22 protein-coding genes, 2 tRNA genes and 1 rRNA gene are annotated in these 21048 nt (G+C 50.9%); 14 read left to right on the forward strand and 11 right to left on the reverse strand.

All coding sequences use genetic code 11. The annotated features are described in order from the left end of the window. Positions 1-42 precede the first annotated feature (42 nt). Together panC and panD are read left to right on the forward strand one after the other, a co-directional pair. A complete protein-coding gene (panC, locus tag NXT09_RS21320; protein ID WP_268581097.1) occupies positions 43-897 on the forward strand; it encodes a pantoate--beta-alanine ligase in 855 nt (284 codons plus the stop codon). Between the two features lie 17 nt (positions 898-914). Next, a complete protein-coding gene (gene panD, locus NXT09_RS21325; protein ID WP_039551485.1) occupies positions 915-1295 on the forward strand; it encodes an aspartate 1-decarboxylase in 381 nt (126 codons plus the stop codon). A 197-nt stretch (positions 1296-1492) separates the two neighbouring features. Here panD and NXT09_RS21330 read toward each other — a convergent pair whose 3' ends face one another. After that, a complete protein-coding gene (locus tag NXT09_RS21330; protein ID WP_182814045.1) occupies positions 1493-2263 on the reverse strand; it encodes an ABC transporter permease in 771 nt (256 codons plus the stop codon). Beyond that, positions 2260-3198 (reverse strand): ABC transporter ATP-binding protein, encoded by a 939-nt coding sequence (locus NXT09_RS21335; protein ID WP_010280781.1) that lies wholly within the window; start codon positions 3196-3198, stop codon positions 2260-2262. Before NXT09_RS21335 ends, NXT09_RS21330 begins: the two co-directional genes overlap by 4 nt. A gap of 137 nt (positions 3199-3335) precedes the next feature. On the opposite strand from NXT09_RS21335, the gene can reads away from it, so the two are divergent. Further along, positions 3336-3977, forward strand: coding sequence for a carbonate dehydratase (gene can, locus NXT09_RS21340; RefSeq protein WP_010280785.1), 642 nt, complete (start codon positions 3336-3338; stop codon positions 3975-3977). Positions 3978-4036: 59 nt separating this feature from the next. On the opposite strand, the gene hpt is transcribed toward can, so the two are convergent. Then, entirely contained in the window at positions 4037-4570 is a 534-nt protein-coding gene (gene hpt, locus NXT09_RS21345) for a hypoxanthine phosphoribosyltransferase (protein ID WP_172644812.1), read from the reverse strand. Between the two features lie 152 nt (positions 4571-4722). Here hpt and NXT09_RS21350 point away from each other — a divergent pair, with 152 nt between their 5' ends. Then, on the forward strand, positions 4723-5154 hold the full coding sequence (locus NXT09_RS21350) for a GNAT family N-acetyltransferase (protein WP_268581098.1): 432 nt from the start codon (positions 4723-4725) through the stop codon (positions 5152-5154). Here the strand turns inward: NXT09_RS21350 and NXT09_RS21355 are convergent, their stop codons facing one another. Both NXT09_RS21355 and NXT09_RS21360 read right to left on the reverse strand, forming a co-directional pair. Beyond that, a complete protein-coding gene (locus tag NXT09_RS21355) occupies positions 5155-6240 on the reverse strand; it encodes an ABC transporter ATP-binding protein (RefSeq protein WP_268581099.1) in 1086 nt (361 codons plus the stop codon). It lies immediately after the preceding gene. A gap of 4 nt (positions 6241-6244) precedes the next feature. Further along, positions 6245-7867: an ABC transporter permease gene (locus tag NXT09_RS21360; protein ID WP_268581100.1), complete on the reverse strand. Its 1623-nt coding sequence runs from the start codon at positions 7865-7867 to the stop codon at positions 6245-6247. Between the two features lie 418 nt (positions 7868-8285). Here NXT09_RS21360 and NXT09_RS21365 point away from each other — a divergent pair, with 418 nt between their 5' ends. The 7 genes from NXT09_RS21365 (at position 8286) to nrdF (ending at position 14940) form a co-directional block, all read left to right on the forward strand. Continuing rightward, positions 8286-8633: a YacC family pilotin-like protein gene (locus NXT09_RS21365; protein ID WP_010280797.1), complete on the forward strand. Its 348-nt coding sequence runs from the start codon at positions 8286-8288 to the stop codon at positions 8631-8633. 108 nt (positions 8634-8741) lie between these two features. Beyond that, positions 8742-9605, forward strand: a complete 864-nt coding sequence (speE, locus tag NXT09_RS21370) for a polyamine aminopropyltransferase (protein ID WP_268581101.1) — start codon at positions 8742-8744, stop codon at positions 9603-9605. A gap of 45 nt (positions 9606-9650) precedes the next feature. Then, on the forward strand, positions 9651-10445 hold the full coding sequence (gene speD, locus NXT09_RS21375) for an adenosylmethionine decarboxylase (protein ID WP_219681489.1): 795 nt from the start codon (positions 9651-9653) through the stop codon (positions 10443-10445). A gap of 691 nt (positions 10446-11136) precedes the next feature. Further along, positions 11137-11376, forward strand: a complete 240-nt coding sequence (gene nrdH / locus NXT09_RS21380; RefSeq protein ID WP_014916295.1) for a glutaredoxin-like protein NrdH — start codon at positions 11137-11139, stop codon at positions 11374-11376. Between the two features lie 10 nt (positions 11377-11386). After that, positions 11387-11794 carry a class Ib ribonucleoside-diphosphate reductase assembly flavoprotein NrdI gene (gene nrdI / locus NXT09_RS21385; protein ID WP_268581102.1) on the forward strand — a complete coding sequence of 136 codons (408 nt, stop codon included), beginning with the start codon at positions 11387-11389 and terminating at the stop codon, positions 11792-11794. Beyond that, positions 11791-13953: a class 1b ribonucleoside-diphosphate reductase subunit alpha gene (gene nrdE, locus NXT09_RS21390; RefSeq protein WP_268581109.1), complete on the forward strand. Its 2163-nt coding sequence runs from the start codon at positions 11791-11793 to the stop codon at positions 13951-13953. Before nrdI ends, nrdE begins: the two co-directional genes overlap by 4 nt. 24 nt (positions 13954-13977) lie before the next feature. Beyond that, the gene (gene nrdF / locus NXT09_RS21395) at positions 13978-14940 is read left to right on the forward strand and encodes a class 1b ribonucleoside-diphosphate reductase subunit beta (RefSeq protein WP_039281728.1); all 963 of its coding nucleotides are present in this window, start codon (positions 13978-13980) and stop codon (positions 14938-14940) included. Positions 14941-15060: 120 nt separating this feature from the next. Here nrdF and NXT09_RS21400 read toward each other — a convergent pair. Together NXT09_RS21400 and dnaQ are read right to left on the reverse strand one after the other, a co-directional pair. Next, a tRNA-Asp gene (locus tag NXT09_RS21400) sits at positions 15061-15137 on the reverse strand. A gap of 172 nt (positions 15138-15309) precedes the next feature. Beyond that, positions 15310-16047 carry a DNA polymerase III subunit epsilon gene (gene dnaQ / locus NXT09_RS21405; protein WP_205549397.1) on the reverse strand — a complete coding sequence of 246 codons (738 nt, stop codon included), beginning with the start codon at positions 16045-16047 and terminating at the stop codon, positions 15310-15312. 56 nt (positions 16048-16103) lie between these two features. Here dnaQ and rnhA point away from each other — a divergent pair, with 56 nt between their 5' ends. Continuing rightward, the gene (rnhA, locus tag NXT09_RS21410) at positions 16104-16568 is read left to right on the forward strand and encodes a ribonuclease HI (RefSeq protein WP_268581103.1); all 465 of its coding nucleotides are present in this window, start codon (positions 16104-16106) and stop codon (positions 16566-16568) included. Positions 16569-16587: 19 nt separating this feature from the next. On the opposite strand, the gene NXT09_RS21415 is transcribed toward rnhA, so the two are convergent. Further along, positions 16588-17298: a class I SAM-dependent methyltransferase gene (locus NXT09_RS21415; RefSeq protein WP_268581104.1), complete on the reverse strand. Its 711-nt coding sequence runs from the start codon at positions 17296-17298 to the stop codon at positions 16588-16590. A 43-nt stretch (positions 17299-17341) separates the two neighbouring features. Here NXT09_RS21415 and gloB point away from each other — a divergent pair, with 43 nt between their 5' ends. Both gloB and mltD read left to right on the forward strand, forming a co-directional pair. Next, on the forward strand, positions 17342-18097 hold the full coding sequence (gloB, locus tag NXT09_RS21420) for a hydroxyacylglutathione hydrolase (RefSeq protein ID WP_268581105.1): 756 nt from the start codon (positions 17342-17344) through the stop codon (positions 18095-18097). Positions 18098-18167: 70 nt separating this feature from the next. After that, positions 18168-19541: a murein transglycosylase D gene (gene mltD / locus NXT09_RS21425; protein WP_268581106.1), complete on the forward strand. Its 1374-nt coding sequence runs from the start codon at positions 18168-18170 to the stop codon at positions 19539-19541. A 67-nt stretch (positions 19542-19608) separates the two neighbouring features. Here the strand turns inward: mltD and NXT09_RS21430 are convergent, their stop codons facing one another. The 3 genes from NXT09_RS21430 to rrf form a co-directional block, all read right to left on the reverse strand. After that, complete coding sequence (locus tag NXT09_RS21430; RefSeq protein WP_268581107.1) at positions 19609-20397, reverse strand: endonuclease/exonuclease/phosphatase family protein; 789 nt, start codon at positions 20395-20397, stop codon at positions 19609-19611. Positions 20398-20621: 224 nt separating this feature from the next. Then, positions 20622-20698: transfer RNA gene (locus NXT09_RS21435), tRNA-Asp, on the reverse strand. A 52-nt stretch (positions 20699-20750) separates the two neighbouring features. Then, positions 20751-20866: ribosomal RNA gene (gene rrf / locus NXT09_RS21440) — 5S ribosomal RNA — on the reverse strand. Positions 20867-21048 lie beyond the last annotated feature (182 nt).

Here is a 21048-nt window from a genome sequence, read left to right on the forward strand (position 1 = left end):
GCAGCTTGAAGTATGACGGGGATATTTTTTAGGAGTACGAGCGTGTTAATTATCGAAACCCCTCTGCTGCTGCGCCGCGAGGTTCGTCGCTGGCGTCAGGAAGGGAAACGCATTGCTTTAGTTCCCACCATGGGTAATTTGCATGACGGGCACATGACTCTGGTCGATGAAGCCAGAGCGCGTGCCGATATCGTTATTGTCAGCGTTTTTGTCAATCCTATGCAGTTTGAGCGGCCAGATGATTTAGCGCGCTACCCCCGGACGTTGCAGGAAGACTGCGAGAAATTAAATCGCCGCGGTGCCGATCTGGTTTTCGCACCGAGCCCGGATGTGATATACCCCAATGGACTGGCGTCGCAAACGTTTGTCGATGTGCCCGGTCTGTCTTCCATGTTGGAAGGTGCCAGCCGTCCCGGCCATTTTCGGGGCGTTGCGACCATCGTCAGTAAGTTGTTCAATATGGTACAGCCGGATGTCGCCTGCTTCGGTGAGAAAGATTACCAGCAGTTAGCGCTGATTCGGCAACTTGTCCGCGATATGGGCTATGACATTGATATTATTGGTGTCCCTACCGTGCGTGCCAAAGACGGTTTGGCATTGAGTTCACGCAATGGCTATCTCAGTGCGGAAGAACGCCAGCAGGCACCGTATGTTCATCAGGTGATGATGGACATGGCGACACAGTTGAACAACGGCGATCGCCAGATAGACACCTTACTGGAACAGGCGGCAGACAAGCTGCGTGAAGCGGGTTTTACGCCTGATGAACTGTTTATCCGCGATGCAGATACGCTGCAACCGCTGAGCGCGGCCAGCACGTGTGCAGTGATTTTGATGGCTGCCTGGTTAGGCAAGGCCAGATTGATTGATAACCACCAGGTCGATTTGACTGTATGAACCGAGGTAACAAAGCGATGATACGTACCATGCTGCAAGGCAAGCTGCACCGGGTCAAAGTAACTCAGGCTGACTTGCATTATGAGGGCTCTTGCGCCATCGATCAGGATTTTATGGATGCCGCAGGCATTCTGGAATACGAAGCGATTGATATCTACAACGTTGATAACGGTCAGCGTTTCTCTACCTACGCCATTGCGGGCGAAAGAGGCTCACGCATTATCTCTGTGAACGGCGCTGCCGCTCGCCGTGCTAGCGTGGGCGACAAACTGATTATCTGCTCCTATGTACAGATGTCCGACGAACAGGCCAGAAGCCACAGCCCGAAGGTTGCCTATTTCTCTGGCGATAACGAGCTGCAACGTCAGGCAAAAGCGATTCCGGTTCAGGTTGCTTGATCGCCAAGTTTCTGACGGAATCGAGCGGTAGTAATGGATAGATCGTAAAGACGCTGCAAGTACGTCCTTGTAAGCTCGAGCCGCGCCATCCCTGGCGCGGACGCTTTACTCTTCTATTCCATTACTACCGTTTTCACTTCTTAGATCAGTCTGCAAAAAGGCTAACATGGTGTTACCACCGCCTTCTCATTCACACACTACGTCCGCAGCCCGCGACCACGTTCAATCAGCCACCAGACCAGCAGATAAAACGCCACAATAAAGGCAATCAGCACCGACATCGTGAACAGCAGCGGTACATCCTGAATCCCGAGGAAGCCGTAGCGGAAGCCGCTAATCATGTACACCACCGGGTTCAGCTTGGAAACGGCCTGCCAGAACGGGGGCAGCAGCGTCAGCGAGTAAAACACCCCACCCAGATAGGTCAGCGGCGTTAACACAAACGTCGGAATCAGGCTGATATCATCAAAGGTTTTTGCAAAGACCGCATTCAATAAGCCCGCCAGCGAGAACAGCGTCGCTGTCAGCAAGAGCGTCAGAACAATGATCCACCAGGCATGAACATGCAGCGGGACGAAGAACAGTGATACGGCCGTCACCAGAACGCCTACGCACAGACCACGCGCAATCCCCCCACCAACATAGCCCGCAATGATCACGTGAGTCGGCACAGGCGCGACCAGCAGTTCTTCAATATTGCGTTGAAACTTGGCGCTGAAAAAGGAAGAAGCAACGTTGGCATAGGCGTTGGTAATCACCGCCATCATGATCAAGCCCGGCACGATAAATTGCATGTAGGTGAAACCGTGCATATCACCAATACGTGAGCCGATCAGGTTGCCGAAAATAATGAAATACAGCGTCATGGTGATCACTGGCGGCACCAGCGTCTGAATCCAGATACGCCCAAATCGAGTGACTTCTTTCACCCAGATACTCTGTAGCGCTACCCAATACAAATGCATCATGCCTTTTCTCCCTTACCGTTCGCCCCATCCCCATTAACCAAGGTGACAAACAGCTCCTCCAACCGGTTCGCTTTATTACGCATACTTAATATCGTTATCCCCTGCGCGCTTAGCTGGCTGAATAACGCATTCAGGCCTTGCTCACGCATCACATCCACTTCCAGCGTTGACGTATCCATCAGGCGGAACGCATAACCTTCAAGCTGTGGCAGCGGGCTTTTCGCCGCCAGATCGAAAATAAACGTTTCGGACTTCAACTGAGCAAGCAGCTGCTTCATCGAGGTGTTCTCCACCAGCTCTCCCCGCTGGATGATCCCGATGTTGCGGCACAGCATTTCCGCTTCTTCCAGATAGTGAGTCGTCAGGATAATTGTGGTGCCCTGCGCGTTCAGCTCCTTCAAAAAGCCCCACATGGAACGACGTAATTCGATATCCACACCTGCGGTCGGTTCATCAAGAATCAGCAGCTTAGGCTCATGCATTAACGCACGCGCAATCATCAGGCGACGCTTCATCCCGCCGGACAACATCATCGCTTTTTCGTTGCGTTTCTCCCATAGATCGAGCTGTTTCAGGTATTTTTCGGCACGCTGCAATGCATCCTGACGTTTCACGCCATAATAGCCGGCCTGATTCACCACAATCTGTAATACCGTTTCGAAAGGATTGAAGTTAAATTCCTGCGGGACCAACCCCAGTTGGCGTTTCGCATTCACTTTGTCCAGCTCAAGGTCATAGCCAAAGACGCGGACTTTACCGGCCGTTTTATTCACCAGCGAACTGATAATCCCAATCGTGGTCGATTTTCCCGCGCCATTTGGCCCCAGAAGCGCATAAAAATCCCCCGCTTCCACGTTCAGGTCGATCCCCCGTAGCGCTTGGACGCCTCCCGAATAGGTTTTGGTTAGTTGCGCCAGTTCCAGTGCATATGTCATAAGAAATGGATTGCCTTATTATCAGTGAATTCTACAGATTTGAAGTATGACGGAGATAAACTATCGTTTTTCAAACGACGCATGTTGCCTTATATTACTCCTCACTGCCCCTTGTTTGTTACAGGTCATTTACTTTCATGAAAGAAATTGAAACGCTCATCGCCAATAACCAGCTTTGGTCTAAAACGATGGTGGAAGAGGATCCTGGCTATTTTGAACGTCTGGCGCAGGCACAACGTCCCCGTTTTCTATGGATTGGATGCTCGGACAGTCGCGTACCTGCGGAAAGTCTGACCAGCCTTGAGCCTGGTGAACTGTTTGTTCACCGCAACGTTGCCAATCTGGTTATTCACACCGACCTCAATTGCCTGTCTGTCGTGCAATATGCCGTCGAAGTTCTCGAAGTCGAACATATCATTATCTGCGGCCACTACGGCTGCGGCGGTGTTCAGGCTGCGGTGGAAAACCCAGAGTTGGGTTTGATTAACAACTGGCTGCTGCATATCCGTGATTTGTGGTACAAGCATAGTTCGCTGCTGGGGGAATTGCCTCCCGAACAGCGGCTGAATACGCTCTGTGAAATCAACGTTGTTGAGCAGGTTTATAACCTCGGCCACTCCACCATCATGCAGTCCGCCTGGAAGCGTGGGCAGAAAGTCACTATCCACGGTTGGGTTTACGGTATTCAGGATGGCCGTCTGCGCGATCTGGAAGTGACCGCAACCAACCGGGAGACGCTGGAACAGCGTTATCGCCGCGCGATTTCCTCTCTGCCTTGATACGCTGTCTGACGCCCACTCGCTGGGCGTCGCTCACGGCATCGGCCTTATCTGATACGCTATTCCTGTGGAACAACCTTGCCGACGTAAGGTAAATGGCGATAGTGCTGGGCATAGTCGATGCCGTAACCCACAACGAACTCATCAGGGATCGAGAACCCAACCCACTCGACTTTCACCGCTACTTCACGGCGCTCTGGTTTGTCCAGCAGCGTACAGATAGCCAGCGATTTTGGCTCACGCAGTTGCAGAATTTCCCGCACTTTGCTCAGCGTGTTGCCCGAGTCGATAATATCTTCAACGATCAACACGTCTTTGCCGCGAATGTCTTCATCCAGATCTTTCAGGATTTTAACGTCGCGCGTACTGTTCATACCGCTGCCATAGCTGGATGCCGTCATGAAATCCACTTCGTGAGGGACATCAATCGCCCGACATAAATCGGCCATAAAGATAAACGATCCGCGCAATAGCCCCACCAGCACCATATCGCTGCCGCTATCACGGTAGTGTTCGCTGATCTGTTGCCCCAGTTCGGTAACCCGCGCCATCACTTCCTGCTCAGAAATCATGACTTCCACGGTATGTTTCATCATACTGATAACTCTTTGAAGTAAGGTATTCAGCACCATCGGCAGAATGACAGACTCATTATCGATGATGCGCCAATGCTGATGTGTAAATCAGTCTGGGCGATGCCCAAGCGCGCGAAGTATATCAGAAACCACACCATGAAGGAGACACCATGAGCACACCACCAGTGGATGTTTGCTACAAAGTGAACGCCCCGCTTTCCAGCCAGCAGTTCGTTGAACTGTTGGCGAAAACCTCATTGGGGCCGCGCCGCCCGCTGGATAATGAGGTGGCGATTGCAGGTATGCTTAAGCACGCCAACCTGCTGGTTTCCGCCTGGCAAGGGGAGACGCTGGTTGGGATCGCACGCAGCGTGACGGATTTTCATTTTTGCTGTTATCTGTCCGATCTGGCGGTGTCAGAGGACTGTCAGCATGCAGGAATAGGTAAGAAGCTGATTCAACAAACCGCTCAGCAGCTTGAAAAAGGCTGCAAAATTATTTTGCTGGCCGCGCCGCTGGCGGTGGATTACTACCCGAAATTAGGGTTTGAAAAGCACAATAGCACGTGGCTCATGCCAGCAGCAGACCTGCACGAGGCGTAATCATTGCTTTTCAGGGCCGTCAGCCGGACTGCTGACGGCGGGTAAAGCAGGATACAGGACCGGCGGATCCGTCTTAATGCTTAAACGCACCTGCTGTCCCGGTTCAAACCAGTTGCCGGTCTGCACCAGCAGCAGCAGTTCTCCCATCTTCACCCGATACAAATTTGATGTGCCCATAAACAGCCGATCTTCGATCGACGCCGGGCCATCGGGATCGAGTGCCAATGCTACGTCTGCCGGGCGCACCATCCAGTCGCATTGTGAATCCATCGGCTGATTGAGTGGATGCGTCGCCTGATGATCGCCCAATGGGCTTTGCCATTGATGGTCGCTCATAATTTTCACGGGCAAATAGTTCGTATTCCCCATAAAATCAGCGACAAAGCGGCTATTCGGGCGATGATACAGCTCGGATGGGTAGCCCTGTTGCATAATTTTCCCTTCATCCAACAGAATCAGGTGGTCGGCGCAGGCAAAGGCTTCCTCTCGGCTGTGCGTAGCGAAAACTGCCGCGACATGACGCTGTTTGAGAACCTGCCGTAATTCGGTGATCAGGCGATAACGGGTCTGGCTATCCAGACCAGGGAAAGGCTCATCCAGCAACAGCAGTTTTGGCTCACAGGCCAGCGCACGGGCAATCGCCAAACGCTGCTGCTGTTCATTGGATAGCTCGTGTGGATACCGCGCAGCGACATCATCCAGTTGCAAGAGCGTCAGCATCTCCGCACAGATTGGCTTCACCTCACTTTCCGGGCGGCCATATAAACCAAACGCAATGTTGCCTTCCACCGTCAGATGCGGAAAGAGCGCGTAGTCCTGAAAAATCAGGCCAACCTGACGCAGTTCGGGCAGAACGTACTCTTGCGGCGAGCTGACAGGTTCACCTTCCAGAAAGATCTTGCCCTGAGTAATCGGCAGCAGGCCAGCAATCACCTGTAATAGCGCCGTTTTACCACAGCCGTTTCGCCCCAACAGGCAAATTGTCTCATCATCACGCACGGCAAATGAGATGTTCTCCAGCACGGGAGACTGCTGCAACGTACAACTTACCGCCTGAACGCTCAGAATATCTATCGGCGCGGCCATGTCATTATCCTTTTATATTCAGTGCGCGATTCAGCCAGAAAACAGGGATTAGCCCTACCGCTACCAGCACCAGCGCAGGAAAGGCAAATGACGCAATCTGCTCATCCGCCGTAAAGCGGAAAACATACGTTGCCAACGTATCTATCCCGAAAGGGCGTAGCAGTAGCGAGACATTCAGCTCTTTCATACTTTCCGTAAAAATCAGCAGCGCCCCGATGAACAGGCTGCGGCGTAACAGCGGGATATGCACGCGCGACCAGCGGCTGAGGGGAGAAGCGCCCAGAACAAGACTCGCACTGTCCAGCGATCGCGGAATGCCTTCCATGCTGCGCTCAAGGCTATCCAGCATCAGGCGCCCAAATTTAACGCTATAGGCGAGGATGAGAATAAACAGCGATCCCGCCAACAAAGCCTCCGCGGGAGGTAACCCCGCCGCGTTGGCAAATAGATTAATTCCGCTGTCCACCAGCGACAGCAAGGTAAACAGTCCGACAGCCAGTACCGCGCCGGGCAAGGCAAAACTCAGGCTGACTAGCCGAACCGGCGTCTGGTTGGCAAATATCCCCGCCGTGCGCGTGTAAAAGATAAACGACAACGCCATTAGCGTAATGATGATGGTCGCGATGGCAGATGCTAACAGGCTATTCGTTACCGCATGGAGGAACGCCATATCCCACACCGACATCATGTGTCGGAGCGCCAGAAAGAGTAGATATAGCACCGGGAACAGAAACGACAGACAAACAATTCCCCAACAGTAAGTGCGAACCGCCTTGCTGCGCCACCCGCTCAACACAGGCGGAACCACCTGAGAAGCATTCGCTTGAGCCTGATAAATTTTCTGCTTGCGACGCCAGAAATTAACCAGAAACATCAAGAGGAAGATCGCGGGCAAAATCAACACACCAACGCGTGCTGCCGCGCCGAGATCGCCCTGCTTCTGCCAGATATCCAGCACCTGTGTTGTCATGGTTGGGGTATCAAGATAAGACGCCGCGCCGTAATCGCCCAGCGTCTCAACCACCACCAGCGCACCACCGCAGGCAATCGCAGGCAGTGCAATAGGCAAACATAAACGGCGGAATACCTGAGCGCGTGTCTGATTCAGTAAACGTGCCGAATGAATCAAGCTGGCGGGCTGTTTCACCAGCGCTTCACGCACTAACAGGTAAATATAGGGATAGAGCACCAGTGCCAGCACCAGACTTATGCAGCCCAGCGAAACGGGTAGCCCAGCAACATGGAATTCCCCCCACGACGAGGCTATCTGCAGCCCGCCTTCCTGCAACAGCCGGGATAGGTGCCGTAACACATCGGTATAAAGGTAGGCGAGCAGAAATGCGGGCATCGCGAACGGCAGGCAAAGCGCCCATTGCAACACACGATGACCGGGAAAGCGGTACATGGCGATAAACCAGGCGGAAGGCAACCCAAACAGTAAACTGAAGAAAAGCGTGCCAATCACGATGACTGCTGAATGTATCAGGTAGGTAGGTAACCCGATTTGCCACAGTTGGCTAAACCCCATCCCATCGGCAAAAAAAGCCTGATAAAAAACCGTTGCTAAAGGAAGCAGCAACAGTCCCGCCAACAACCAACTACTGACGCGCCAGACACCGGAGATCATAGAATAAAAACTGTATTAGGTGAGATCGCTGTTATTAATAACAGAGGCTGACGGTGGCGTCATCGTATCAAACAGCGATAAATGGGCTTTAATCCTGCGATTAACCCGAGGCGATTTCCATCGCCGACCGTCAATAAAATAAAAACCAACCATTTCAATAGATTGAGATTATTGGTTTTCCACCTTTTCGCCATTCGTTTTTTATCACAGCCCCTAAATAATTCGAGTTGCAGGCAGGCGGCGACACAGCGAATCCCCAGGAGCTTACATAAGTAAGTGACTGGGGGGAGCGAGGAAAGCCAACGCACATGCAGCTTGAAGAATGACGGGGATATCAGATGTTTCCCGTAAGAAAACTTGGAACCGCATGGGATATCTGTGATAACGTCATCTGACAACATTTGGAACAGGTTCAACCATGAAAAACTCTGCGCTGGCTCTGCTCCTGCTAAGCCTGATGAGCTTCTCTTCCGCCAGCAAGGCGCTGAATGAATTTGAAGCGGAAGATCTTGCCGATCTGACCGCAATCTTTGTTTATCTGAAAAACCACTGTGGCTATCAAGATCTACCGAATGAACAGATTCGTCGGACGCTGGTCGCCTTTGCTCAGCAAAACCGCTGGGATCTCAGCAATTACAGCGCTTACGACATGACGGCGATGGGCGAAGACAGCTATCGCGATCTGAGTAAAATCGCTATCCCGACACCGAAGAAATGCCAGTCTCTGGCGCGTAACTCACTCGGTCTGCTCTCCTACGCACAGTAGTTTCCTCCCTCCTCCGCGCTGACTGAAATTTGACCGTGCAAGCGGCAAAAGAGTCGGCTATGATGGCGCGCCAATTTTCATGGCTGTTATCGCGGAGGAAGCCCTAACATGTCCCAGAAAGAAATTTGGTATGAAACCCTGCATGCCAACTTTGGCCAGTACTTTTCGGTTGATCGCGTGCTGTACCACGAGAAGACCGATCATCAAGATCTCATCATCTTTGAAAACGACGCATTAGGTCGCGTGATGGCGCTTGACGGCGTGGTGCAAACCACCGAGCGCGATGAATTCATCTATCACGAAATGCTCACCCACGTTCCCCTTCTGTCACACGGCAGCGCCAAACGCGTACTGATTATCGGTGGCGGTGATGGCGGTATGCTACGGGAAGTCAGCCGACACCGCGGCGTCGAACATATCACGATGGTAGAAATCGATGCAGGCGTGGTGGAATTTTGTCGCCAGTACTTGCCCAATCACAGCGCCGGTAGCTATGACGACCCGCGTTTTAATCTGGTGATTGATGACGGCGTTAACTTCGTCAGACAGTGCAGCGAAAAATTTGATGTCATTATTTCCGATTGCACCGACCCCATCGGCCCCGGTGAAAGCCTGTTCACCTCCGATTTTTATCAGGGCTGCGCCCGTTGCCTGAACGAAGGTGGGATTTTCGTCGCGCAGAATGGCGTGTGTTTCCTGCAACAGGATGAAGCCGTCGGCAGCCATAAAAAGCTCAGCCACTATTTCAAGGATGTCAGCTTTTATCAGGCGGCGATCCCGACTTATTACGGCGGCATTATGACGTTCGCCTGGGCCAGCAATAACCCTGCGCTGCGCCAGATAGACGCCACCACGCTGCGCCAGCGTTTTGCGCAATCCGCTATCGCCTGTCGCTATTACACGCCTGATGTTCACATCGGCAGCTTTGCCCTGCCGCAGTATCTGCTGAACGCGCTACAGAATGCGCAATAATCCATCACTTAGGGTAATCACATAACCACAAGGGGGTGACTTAAATTGCACAAGCTGAAACTACACGGCTTTAACAACCTGACGAAAAGCCTGAGTTTTTGTATCTACGATATCTGTTACACCAAAACGGCCGACGATCGCGATGGTTATATCGCCTATATCGACGAACAATATAACGCTAACCGTTTAACAGAAATCCTCACTGAAACCTGCTCAATTATCGGTGCCAACGTTCTTAACATCGCGCGTCAGGATTACGATCCACAAGGTGCCAGCGTGACCATTCTGGTCAGCGAAGAACCCATCGATCCACGCGACGTGGATACCTCGGAACATCCGGGGCCGTTGCCTCATTCCGTTGTTGCGCATCTGGATAAAAGCCATATCTGTGTTCATACCTACCCAGAAAGCCACCCAGAAGGTGGGCTTTGTACCTTCCGCGCAGATATCGAAGTGTCTACCTGTGGCGTAATTTCGCCGCTGAAAGCACTGAATTACCTCATCCACCAGCTTGAATCCGATATTGTGACCATCGACTATCGCGTGCGAGGATTTACCCGTGATGTCAACGGCATAAAGCATTTCATCGATCACCAGATCAATTCGGTTCAGAACTTCATGTCCGAGGATATGAAAGCGCTCTATCACATGATGGACGTGAACGTGTATCAGGAAAATATCTTCCATACCAAGATGCTATTGAAAGACTTCGACCTGAAACACTATCTGTTCAACGTCAGCCCTGAAGAGCTCAGCGCTACCGAACGGAAAAGAATCACCGATCTGCTATATCACGAAATGCAGGAAATCTATTACGGCAGAAACCTACCCGTCCTGTAATCAATACATATCCCTTTACAAGGCGGTCTCTTAGTTACATTTTTATGCAGGCTAAGAGACGGTTTCGGGCGCGATGATGTCACCATTTTCATGCTCCCCCGTAGCACGCGCCCGACGCAGGGGCGCTCAGTCGCCGCCGCCCTGCGAACCCAGGCTTCCGGCTAAATCATGCCGCTACGCGGTGCCATCGGCGTTCATGATCACCCTTCGAGCCGCCAGTGACGCGTTCCCTACGCGGCACTGGCTTTCGCGGCATCCATGCCGCTCACTCGGTGTTCATGCCCACCGCTGCATAATTTTTATGCCGGATAAGGACAAGGCCCATGATGACTCCCTGTATTAATGTATTAAGGTACAGCGCCTGAAGAGGGTTGAGGTGTAGCGAGTTCATATATCCTTCATTTCGTCGCACACTATTTCGTCAAAAATGATGCGCGTCACATTTATTTCTTTCTGCATTTTTTACTTGCATTCTCTCCCAGCCTTGCTGCATCTGGGTTTGCGTCAATTGGTATAAGGTCAACTAAAAATCATATATCTTGTGTGGTTGAAATTTAAAACACCCACATCTAGTATTCCTTGTGTGGCACTCGCGTAACGGGTTGCTACCCAGTGGATCGGTTCGGGTGCACATGCCCTGAAGATAGCCGCTCCGACATACTTCTTTCACGCCAAAGGGTAAATACGAATCATGCGTATTACTATTTTCACTAAGCCAGATTGTGTTCAATGCAACGCCACATGCCGTGCGCTGGACAAGCAAGGAATTAACTATCAACTGGTGGACTTAACTGAAGATGAACAGGCGTTGCAGCAGGTAAGAGCGTTGGGCTATCAACAGGTACCCGTCGTGATGACGGCCGACGATCATTGGAGCGGCTTCCGCCCGGATAAGATCAGTACTCTGAACGCCGCCCTGCAATTGCAGTAAGGGGGGCGATATGAACCCGCTGGTCTATTTCTCCAGCCAGTCGGAAAACACGCATCGCTTCATTTCCAGGGTTGGCTTGCCAGCCCTGAGAATCCCGATAGCGACAGAACAGCCTGCATTGAAAGTTGATAGCCCCTATATTCTGGTTGTCCCCAGCTACGGCGGAGGCAGCACGAAAGGGGCTGTGCCGCGTCAGGTCATCATCTTTCTCAACGATCCGCATAATCGCGCTTATCTGCGCGGCGTGATTGCCGCAGGCAATACCAATTTCGGTGCAGCGTACTGCATCGCTGGCGACATCATTGCGCAGAAATGTCAGGTGCCTTACCTGTACCGCTTTGAATTGCTCGGCACGGCAGAAGACGTTGCAAACGTGCGTAAGGGAGTAACTGAATTTTGGCAACAACAGACCACGTGAGTGCAAAGGCAACCAAGGCCGACGCGGATGCCCACTCGCTCGATTACCATACACTCGACTACCATGCGCTGAACGCGATGCTTAACCTCTACGACGCAGAGGGAAATATTCAGTTCGACATGGATAAGCTCGCGGCACGCCGTTATTTCCTACAGCATGTAAACCAGAACACCGTGTTCTTCCACAATCTGGAAGAAAAGCTGCGTTATCTGGTGGAAGAAGGCTACTACGAAGCAGACGTGCTGGATCAATATCAATTCGATTTCATCAAAAGCCTTTTCCAGCAGGCCTACGCTCACAAGTTCCGCTTTCAAACCTTTCTGGGTGCGTTCAAATACTACACCGGCTATACGCTGAAAACCTTTGACGGCAAACGCTATCTGGAGCGCTACGAAGATCGCGTCTGCCTTGTGGCGCTGACCCTCGCCAAAGGGGATACCACACTTGCTAGCGCGCTGGTCGATGAGATCATCAGCGGACGCTTCCAGCCCGCCACCCCCACGTTCCTCAACTGCGGTAAAAAGCAGCGTGGCGAACTGGTCTCCTGCTTCCTGCTGCGCATTGAAGACAATATGGAGTCGATTGGCCGCGCGATTAACTCCGCGCTTCAGCTCTCAAAACGCGGCGGCGGCGTGGCTTTCATGCTCAGCAACATCCGCGAAACCGGTGCGCCGATCAAACGTATCGAAAACCAGTCGTCCGGCATTATCCCTATCATGAAAATGCTGGAAGATGCGTTCTCCTATGCCAACCAGCTTGGCGCGCGTCAGGGCGCGGGGGCGGTGTACCTCAATGCACACCACCCAGATATTTTGCGTTTTCTGGATACCAAGCGGGAAAATGCCGATGAGAAAATCCGCATCAAGACGCTGTCTTTAGGCGTGGTCATCCCCGATATCACGTTCCAATTGGCGAAAAACAATCAGGTGATGTACCTGTTCTCGCCCTATGATGTCGAGCAGGTTTATGGCGTGCCGCTGTCAGAAATTAGCGTCACCGAAAAATACCATGAGATGGTAAACGACAAGCGCATCCGTAAATCCCAAATTAAGGCGCGCGAATTCTTCCAGATCCTCGCTGAAATCCAGTTCGAGTCCGGTTATCCCTACATGATGTTTGAGGATACGGTGAATCGCGCGAACCCGATTCACGGCCGTATCAATATGAGTAACCTGTGCTCTGAGATTTTGCAGGTCAACGAGGCCAGCCTGTACGACGACGATCTTGGCTACAGCCACGTTGGCAAGGACATCTCCTGTAACCTCGGATCGATGAATATCGCCAACGCAATGGCCTCGCCCGATTTCGGCCAGACGGTTGAAATGGCGATCCGCGCGCTGACCGCCGTTTCCGATATGAGCCACATCAGTTCCGTGCCATCCATCGAAAAAGGCAACGACCAATCACATGCGATTGGTTTAGGTCAGATGAACCTGCACGGCTATCTGGCGAAAGAGCGTATTTTCTACGGTACGGAAGAAGCCGTCGATTTCACCAATATCTATTTCTACACCGTCGCTTTCCATGCAATTCGGGCATCGAATGCGTTAGCGATAGAGCGGAACCAGCGCTTCTCAGGCTTCGAACTCTCAAAATACGCTACGGGTGAGTATTTTGATAAGTACATCGAGCAAATCTGGGAACCCACAACAACACGCGCACGTGAGCTGTTTGAACAGGCTGGCATCCACATTCCTACTCAGCAGGACTGGGCAGCACTGCGCGAATCCGTGATTGCGCACGGCATTTATAACCAGAACTTGCAGGCCGTTCCACCGACCGGCTCTATTTCATATATCAACCACTCGACGTCCAGCATCCACCCGATTGTATCGCGTATCGAAATTCGTAAAGAGGGCAAGATCGGTCGCGTCTACTACCCTGCCCCTTACATGAACAATGACAACCTCGAGTATTACCAGGATGCCTACGAAATCGGGCCGCAGAAGATCATCGACACCTATGCCGCCGCCACGCAGCACGTCGATCAGGGGCTGTCGCTGACGCTGTTTTTCCGCGATACCGCCACCACGCGCGACATCAATAAAGCGCAGATCTACGCCTGGACCAAAGGCATTAAAACTATTTATTACATTCGCATACGGCAGATGGCGCTGGAAGGCACCGAAGTTCAGGGCTGTGTGTCCTGTGCGCTCTAAGCCATCGCGGAAGGAAATCGAAGCATGACCGCACTCACTCGCGTCCAGGCGATTAACTGGAACAAAATTGAAGACGACAAAGATTTGGAAGTCTGGAACCGGCTGACGTCTAACTTCTGGCTGCCGGAAAAGGTGCCGCTCTCTAACGATATTCCGTCGTGGAGTACGTTGAATGCCCGCGAGCGTCAGTTGACGATCCGTGTGTTCACCGGTCTGACGCTGCTGGACACCATCCAAAATACACTAGGTGCGCCGACGCTCATGCCTGATGCAGTGACGCCACATGAAGAAGCCGTGTTGTCTAACATCAGCTTTATGGAAGCGGTGCACGCTCGTTCGTACAGCTCTATTTTCTCGACGCTGTGTCTAACCAGCGAAGTCGATGATGCGTATCGCTGGAGCGAAGAGAATACGGCGCTACAGAAGAAGTCCGACATTATTCTGTCGCACTACCGCAGTGACGATCCGCTAATGAAGAAAGTCGCCAGCGTTTTTCTGGAGTCATTCCTGTTCTATTCGGGATTCTATCTGCCGATGTACTGGTCAAGCCGCGCCAAACTGACCAACACGGCGGATTTGATCCGGCTTATCATCCGCGACGAAGCGGTACACGGCTACTATATTGGCTACAAATTCCAGCGCGGGTTAGCGAAGGCCGATCCTGCTCGTCAGCAGCAGGTGAAAAATTTCGCCTACGATTTGCTACAGGATTTGTATGACAATGAGGTGTTGTATACGCAGGAACTCTATGACGGTGTCGGCTGGACGGAAGATGTGAAGAAATTCCTCCACTACAACGCGAACAAAGCGCTGATGAATCTGGGTTATGAAGCGCTGTTCCCTGCCAGCATGACGGATGTGAATCCCGCGATTCTCTCGGCACTATCGCCAAACGCGGATGAGAACCACGACTTCTTCTCTGGCTCCGGTTCATCTTATGTGATCGGTAAAGCCGTCAACACTGAAGACGAAGACTGGGACTTCTAAAAAAACGGCCATCGCTCTCTGGGTGGCCGCCTTTTTCTACAGCCCTTTTACATCGTACTTTTTTATAACCCAGAAATGAAAAAACCCTGAATCATTGCTGATTCAGGGCCTTCATATAAGTGGCGGAACGGACGGGGCTCGAACCCGCGACCCCCTGCGTGACAGGCAGGTATTCTAACCAACTGAACTACCGCTCCACTCGTGCTCACTGAGCGGGATGAATACTAAGATGACGACACTATTACGTCAATGCTTTTTATAACTAACCGTTTCTGTTTGCTTATAATTTCATCTTACTGGCTATTCCCTCACCCAAGGTGCGGTAAACCGATCTTTTTTACTGCGCAAAGGGCAAATATCGCAGCGGTGCTATTCTGCACGCCACAGGCAACTACCGCCTTTTTTAGCAATCAGATCCAGACGCTGTTCATGCGCCAATAGCTCTGCCTCATCAGCGTAAAGTACCTTTAACGCCGACTGAGGGCGGACGATTCTCTGGATCGTTTCAGTATTCTCGCTCTTCTGCTGCGTTTCACCTTCCATCGAAAAAGTCAGAGACGTTTGACCGCCGGTCATCGCCAGATAAACTTCTGCCAAAATCTCGGCATCGAGCAATGCGCCGTGCAGCGTACGCTTGCTGTTATCTATCTGGTAGCGATCGCAGAGCGCATCCAAACTGTTACGCTTACCGGGAAAGATCTTCCGTGCCATAAACAGGCTATCAGTGATCTTACAGAACGTCTCCGTCTTCGGAATATCCCGGTTCAGTAACCGAAATTCGTAATCCATAAAGCCGATATCAAACGTCGCGTTATGAATGACCAGCTCCGCGCCACGGATAAAATCGAGAAAATCATCCACGATGTCCGCATACGTCGGTTTGTCAGCCAGAAACTCATCGCTAATACCGTGTACGTTATACGCTTCGGGATCGACTAAACGATCGGGTTTGATATAGACGTGAAAATGACGGCCAGTCAGGCGGCGGTTAATCACTTCGACCGCACCGATCTCGATAATTTTATGCCCTTCATAGTGAACCCCCAGCTTATTCATACCGGTGGTTTCTGTATCCAGGACAATTTGTCGCGTAATTTCAGTGCTCATCATTTTCGTTTTATGTCAGACTTGCCGTTTTTACCATAAGGGAGAGTCTACCAGAGATGCGCAAACAGGTAGAAATTTTCACCGACGGATCTTGCCTCGGTAATCCCGGCCCCGGCGGCTATGGCGCTCTGCTGCGCTACAAACAGCACGAAAAAGCGTTAAGTGCAGGCTATCGTCTTACGACGAACAACAGAATGGAGCTGATGGCTGCCATTGCAGCACTTGAAACGCTGACTACCGCGTGCGATGTGGTGCTCTGCACTGACAGCCAATATGTTCGTCAGGGGATAACCAGCTGGATTCATAACTGGAAAAAGCGTGGTTGGAAAACCGCCGATAAAAAACCGGTCAAAAACGTCGATCTCTGGCAAAGGCTGGATGCTGCGATTCAACACCATTCCGTACGCTGGGAATGGGTAAAAGGGCACGCTGGGCATCCAGAAAACGAGCGCTGTGATGAGCTCGCTCGCGCTGCCGCAAGTGCACCAACGCTTGATGACACCGGTTATCAGGCTGAGTAAATCACCGTAGGCGTCCGCCTCATCTTCGATATATCTTTGTTGCGCCCACCGTGCGGCGCACTGATGCTTTGCGCAACCTCGCCCTCATCGGCGTGAACGTCAGCGGAATTGTGCGCTTCCGGGCAATAATCAGCGTCAGGCACCCCAGCATCGGAATATGTTTATTCAACTTCCCCTTGTTTCTTCGCCATGGCGTAACGTGAAAATGGGTCTGATGGATAACCTCATAGTTCAATAGTCCCAGCCAGTCCGTAATACGCATTTGAGTAAACATGCGGCTGCAATAAGGGTGTTTTTTATTGAGTCTGGGGATCATTTTACCCAAGCCAACCAAACTGATCGGATTAAACGTGCTCAGGATTAACCAGCCATCATCGATCAAGACGCGATCAACCTCGCGCAGAATACGATGCGGGTCCGATGAATAAGATAGCGTTTGAGCAAGCAAGCAGGCGTCGATCGACTTTTCAGAGAACGGTAATTGATGAGCATCTGCGATAACCTGAAGATTGTCGCCGTGTGGAGCAACATTAACCTGATGCGCAATCGCGCACTCTGTTACATGGATTTCCGCACTGAGCGCCCCTACCTTGATAAGATGAAAACCAAAGAGTTTTGGCCACCACGGCAACAACGCCAACTCAAGCGACTCGCGATAAAACTGCCCACAGGTGATATCATCCCATGAATCAGGTGCAACAATGGTCTGAGGGATTTGTGCCGATTTCATCTTCTGTTCTCGTCCTCAGGCTGCTAGAAAAAAGAGGTGATGAATGAATCTTATCAGTATCCCCGCACTTCAGGACAACTACATTTGGCTATTGAGCAATAAAGAAAATCGCTGTGTGATCGTCGATCCTGGTGAGGCGTCCCCAGTGCTTAATGCTCTCGATCAACACGCACTTTCCCCCGAAGCAATCTTGCTCACTCACCATCATAACGACCATGTAGGAGGCGTCAGCGAGCTCCTCAAGCATTACCCTAATCTGCCTGTCTTTGGTCCAAAAGAAACGGCTAAATGCGGCGCGACCTACCTGGTGGAAGAAGGAAATACCGTCTCTTTGTTGAATTCGGAATTTTCTGTAATTGAGGTTCCAGGGCACACATCTGGTCATATTGCCTACTACAGTGCGCCATTTTTGTTCTGTGGCGACACCCTATTTTCAGCGGGATGCGGTCGTATTCTTGAAGGCGAAGCGAGACAAATGCATGAATCCATTCAAAAAATAGCAGGTTTCCCCGATGATACGGTAGTGTGCTGTGCTCATGAATACACGCTATCAAACTTAAGATTTTCTAATATGATATTGCCAGAAGATCCTATTATTGAAGCTTATCTCCATGAAATCAGTCAGATACGAGAAAAATCGCAGTCTAGTTTACCAACAATACTAGGGCTAGAGAGAAGAATCAACCTATTTCTCCGATGCCATGAAATTGATTTAAAAAGAAAATTAGTAAGCGAACCTGAAAATATAGAGAATTGGCAAGTTTTTGAGATGCTACGTAGCAAGAAAGACTGCTTCTGAAGGTTTAGGTTGTGCTATTCATCTAATCAAAGTATCCTTGCTCGTCTTTTAAGCAACTATTGACCAACATATGAAGGCTAAAGCGATGATTATCGCCTCAGTCTTGCTGGCGGGTTGTCAGGTCTCACCACATGACACCTCGCAACCTAAACAGCATGCACAGAGTTTGTCTTCGGCAAGTCAAAGTGAAGCAGGAAAGTACACAGATGGTCGAGAGGCCTCCGCGCGATGGTTAGATGACGATAGCCTCGCGCAACGAGATCTGTGGAACTTCATTGGCGACGAGCTGAAGATGGAGGTTCCGGAAAACGCCCGGATCCGCGAGCAAAAAATGCGTTATTTGAAAAATAAGAGCTATCTCCACGATGTAACATTACGGGCAGAGCCGTACATGTACTGGATAGTCGAGCAGATTAAGCAACGTAAAATGCCGATGGAACTGGTACTGCTACCCATAGTGGAGAGCGCTTTTGATCCAAGTGCCACATCATCCGCCAATGCCGCTGGGCTATGGCAGATTATCCCTGGTACAGGACGCAATTATGGTTTGAAACAAAACCAGTGGTACGACGGACGTCGCGACGTGATTGCGTCTACGACGGTTGCGCTGGATATGATGCAACGACTCAACACGATGTTTGATGGCGACTGGTTATTGACCGTTGCTGCATACAACAGTGGTGAAGGCCGCGTCATGCAGGCGATGAAAGCGAATAAAGCAAAAGGAAAATCAACCAGCTTCTGGGCACTGGCGTTACCGCGGGAAACGTCAATCTATGTTCCTAAGATGCTGGCTTTGAGCGATATTCTTAAAAACAGCAAGAAGTATGGCGTGAGTCTGCCGCAACCCAATGAAAGCCGCGCATTAGCAAAGGTTGAGCTGGGGCAGCAGATAGAATTGACACAAGCCGCTGAGATGGCTGGTTTGTCGTTGAATAAGCTGAAGAGCTATAACTCGGGCTATAAACGTAATGTTACTGCGCCAAATGGGCCACATTACATTATGGTACCTAAAGCTCACGTTGAGCAGTTGAAAGATTCACTGGCTGATGGTGACATCGCAGCGATTCAACCAACACGCTTAGCGCAAACACAGTCAACGCCAGCATCACAGCAGTATAAGGTACGCTCAGGTGATACCTTATCAGCCATTGCGGCACGGCTTAATGTCAGCACGAAAGATTTGCAGAGCTGGAACAATCTGCGTAGCGCTGGTGCGCTCAAGGTTGGTCAGACGTTGCAAGTTGCCAAAGCGTCAGGCAATAGCAGTTCTATCACCTACCAAGTTAGGAAGGGTGATTCACTGGCAAGCATTGCTAAACGTCACGGCGTAAATATCGCTGATGTGATGCGCTGGAATACGGTTATCAACAAGAATGCCAACATCCAGCCAGGCGATCGTCTGACGCTTTATGTTAGCAGCAATATAAAACCTGATTCTTAACGTCATATCAGAATCGGTAACGAGAAACAGCCCTCTACATCTGTGGAGGGCTGTTTTTTTATAGCGATTAACTCAGGCTAAATTCAACGAGCAGTGGGTTATGATCTGAGGCCTGAGTCACCAATACAGAAGACTGGTTAACGGTCAGCTCGCGGTAAAAGACGAAATCGAGCGGGCGACCAAACGCCTTACGCCGCTGGTCATCAACGAAATGTACCTCCAGCAACCCCATCCTTGTCGCAAACCGGTTAAGTGCGTTAATACGCTGCTGACTCCACGCATTAAAATCTCCAGCCATAATAGCTGGCCCCTGATGGTGTAAGAGCTGTTCCCCAATCGCAGCCAACTGCTTGGTATAAACTTCAACACCAAAGCTAAAGTTAACCGCATGGATATTGATAACCATCAGTCTTTGGCCATTCTGAAGCGCGTAGACCGTCACCAAAGAGGACTTAGCCAAACGCAACAGGGGTTCCCTTTCACGTAAAGGACAGCAATATACTGGCTGAGCTGCTGATAGCGTCATCACACCAGATGGATGCTGCGGGAGAATAATGGCAGGAACCTGATCGGCAGAAAGGTAGTTAGTGGTTGCAAAACGGATGAGCTCTGGCGTGCTTTGCGCTTCCTGCAGCAGGACTAGCTGGGTACCTTTACCGAAATTCTGCAACACGGAAAGCCAGTTCATTCGTTGTTGCTTAAAAATGTTCCACACCATTACGCGTAAAACATCGCCCTCCAGCAACAATGAGCCTGTCGGTAGCGCTTGTCCCGGATAATGCATTTCCCCGGGAGGGAAGATACGTTCAGCTGGTTGGCCGGCAACATACCTCATTGCATAGGTTCTTTTCCGCACGCCTAATCCACTATCAGTTTCAATACTCTAAATACCCTACCAAAAAAGAGCACTCTTCTGTTATAGAATTTTATCGCAGACTTACAATGCGCGCTCGGTGATAAGGTAGGAAAAATGAAATGATCGGCAAAAACAAAAGGAAGAGACGGATTCATCTAAAAAATTCTAATATTCAAATATGCAAAAAGCCCTAAGCGTTAACTTAGGGCTTTTTGCATAATAAGTGGCGGAACGGACGGGGCTCGAACCCGCGACCCCCTGCGTGACAGGCAGGTATTCTAACCAACTGAACTACCGCTCCACCGAATTTCTCTACAACCACCGGATTGCTCCGGCTTACTGCTTAATTTGATGCCTGGCAGTTCCCTACTCTCACATGGGGAAGCCCCACACTACCATCGGCGCTACGGCGTTTCACTTCTGAGTTCGGCATGGGGTCAGGTGGGACCACCGCGCTATCGCCGCCAGGCAAATTCTGTTTCATTCCAACCGTTATGTTTCACTTTTTTAGTGCACACAACCATCAGAACCAATCTCTGAACAAGCTAAAATCAAAACACGTTTCTCTGAGTCGCCCACAAAACACCTTCGGTGTTGTAAGGTTAAGCCTCTCGGGTCATTAGTACTGGTTAGCTCAACGTATCGCTACGC

Source organism: Pectobacterium jejuense (genome assembly GCF_026800125.1).
Lineage (GTDB): Bacteria > Pseudomonadota > Gammaproteobacteria > Enterobacterales > Enterobacteriaceae > Pectobacterium > Pectobacterium jejuense.

Excerpts from the sequence above, each read along its gene's own strand:
- panD (WP_039551485.1), top strand. The coding sequence starts at position 915 with ATGATACGTACCATGCTGCAAGGCAAGCTGCACCGGGTCAAAGTAACT.
- dnaQ (WP_205549397.1), bottom strand. The coding sequence starts at position 16,047 with ATGAGCACTGAAATTACGCGACAAATTGTCCTGGATACAGAAACCACC.
- NXT09_RS21330 (WP_182814045.1), bottom strand. The coding sequence starts at position 2,263 with ATGATGCATTTGTATTGGGTAGCGCTACAGAGTATCTGGGTGAAAGAA.
- NXT09_RS21365 (WP_010280797.1), top strand. The coding sequence starts at position 8,286 with ATGAAAAACTCTGCGCTGGCTCTGCTCCTGCTAAGCCTGATGAGCTTC.
- NXT09_RS21360 (WP_268581100.1), bottom strand. The coding sequence starts at position 7,867 with ATGATCTCCGGTGTCTGGCGCGTCAGTAGTTGGTTGTTGGCGGGACTG.
- NXT09_RS21350 (WP_268581098.1), top strand. The coding sequence starts at position 4,723 with ATGAGCACACCACCAGTGGATGTTTGCTACAAAGTGAACGCCCCGCTT.
- NXT09_RS21415 (WP_268581104.1), bottom strand. The coding sequence starts at position 17,298 with ATGAAATCGGCACAAATCCCTCAGACCATTGTTGCACCTGATTCATGG.
- rnhA (WP_268581103.1), top strand. The coding sequence starts at position 16,104 with ATGCGCAAACAGGTAGAAATTTTCACCGACGGATCTTGCCTCGGTAAT.
- can (WP_010280785.1), top strand. The coding sequence starts at position 3,336 with ATGAAAGAAATTGAAACGCTCATCGCCAATAACCAGCTTTGGTCTAAA.
- speE (WP_268581101.1), top strand. The coding sequence starts at position 8,742 with ATGTCCCAGAAAGAAATTTGGTATGAAACCCTGCATGCCAACTTTGGC.
- nrdI (WP_268581102.1), top strand. The coding sequence starts at position 11,387 with ATGAACCCGCTGGTCTATTTCTCCAGCCAGTCGGAAAACACGCATCGC.
- NXT09_RS21355 (WP_268581099.1), bottom strand. The coding sequence starts at position 6,240 with ATGGCCGCGCCGATAGATATTCTGAGCGTTCAGGCGGTAAGTTGTACG.
- mltD (WP_268581106.1), top strand. The coding sequence starts at position 18,168 with ATGAAGGCTAAAGCGATGATTATCGCCTCAGTCTTGCTGGCGGGTTGT.
- NXT09_RS21335 (WP_010280781.1), bottom strand. The coding sequence starts at position 3,198 with ATGACATATGCACTGGAACTGGCGCAACTAACCAAAACCTATTCGGGA.
- nrdH (WP_014916295.1), top strand. The coding sequence starts at position 11,137 with ATGCGTATTACTATTTTCACTAAGCCAGATTGTGTTCAATGCAACGCC.
- hpt (WP_172644812.1), bottom strand. The coding sequence starts at position 4,570 with ATGAAACATACCGTGGAAGTCATGATTTCTGAGCAGGAAGTGATGGCG.
- nrdF (WP_039281728.1), top strand. The coding sequence starts at position 13,978 with ATGACCGCACTCACTCGCGTCCAGGCGATTAACTGGAACAAAATTGAA.
- gloB (WP_268581105.1), top strand. The coding sequence starts at position 17,342 with ATGAATCTTATCAGTATCCCCGCACTTCAGGACAACTACATTTGGCTA.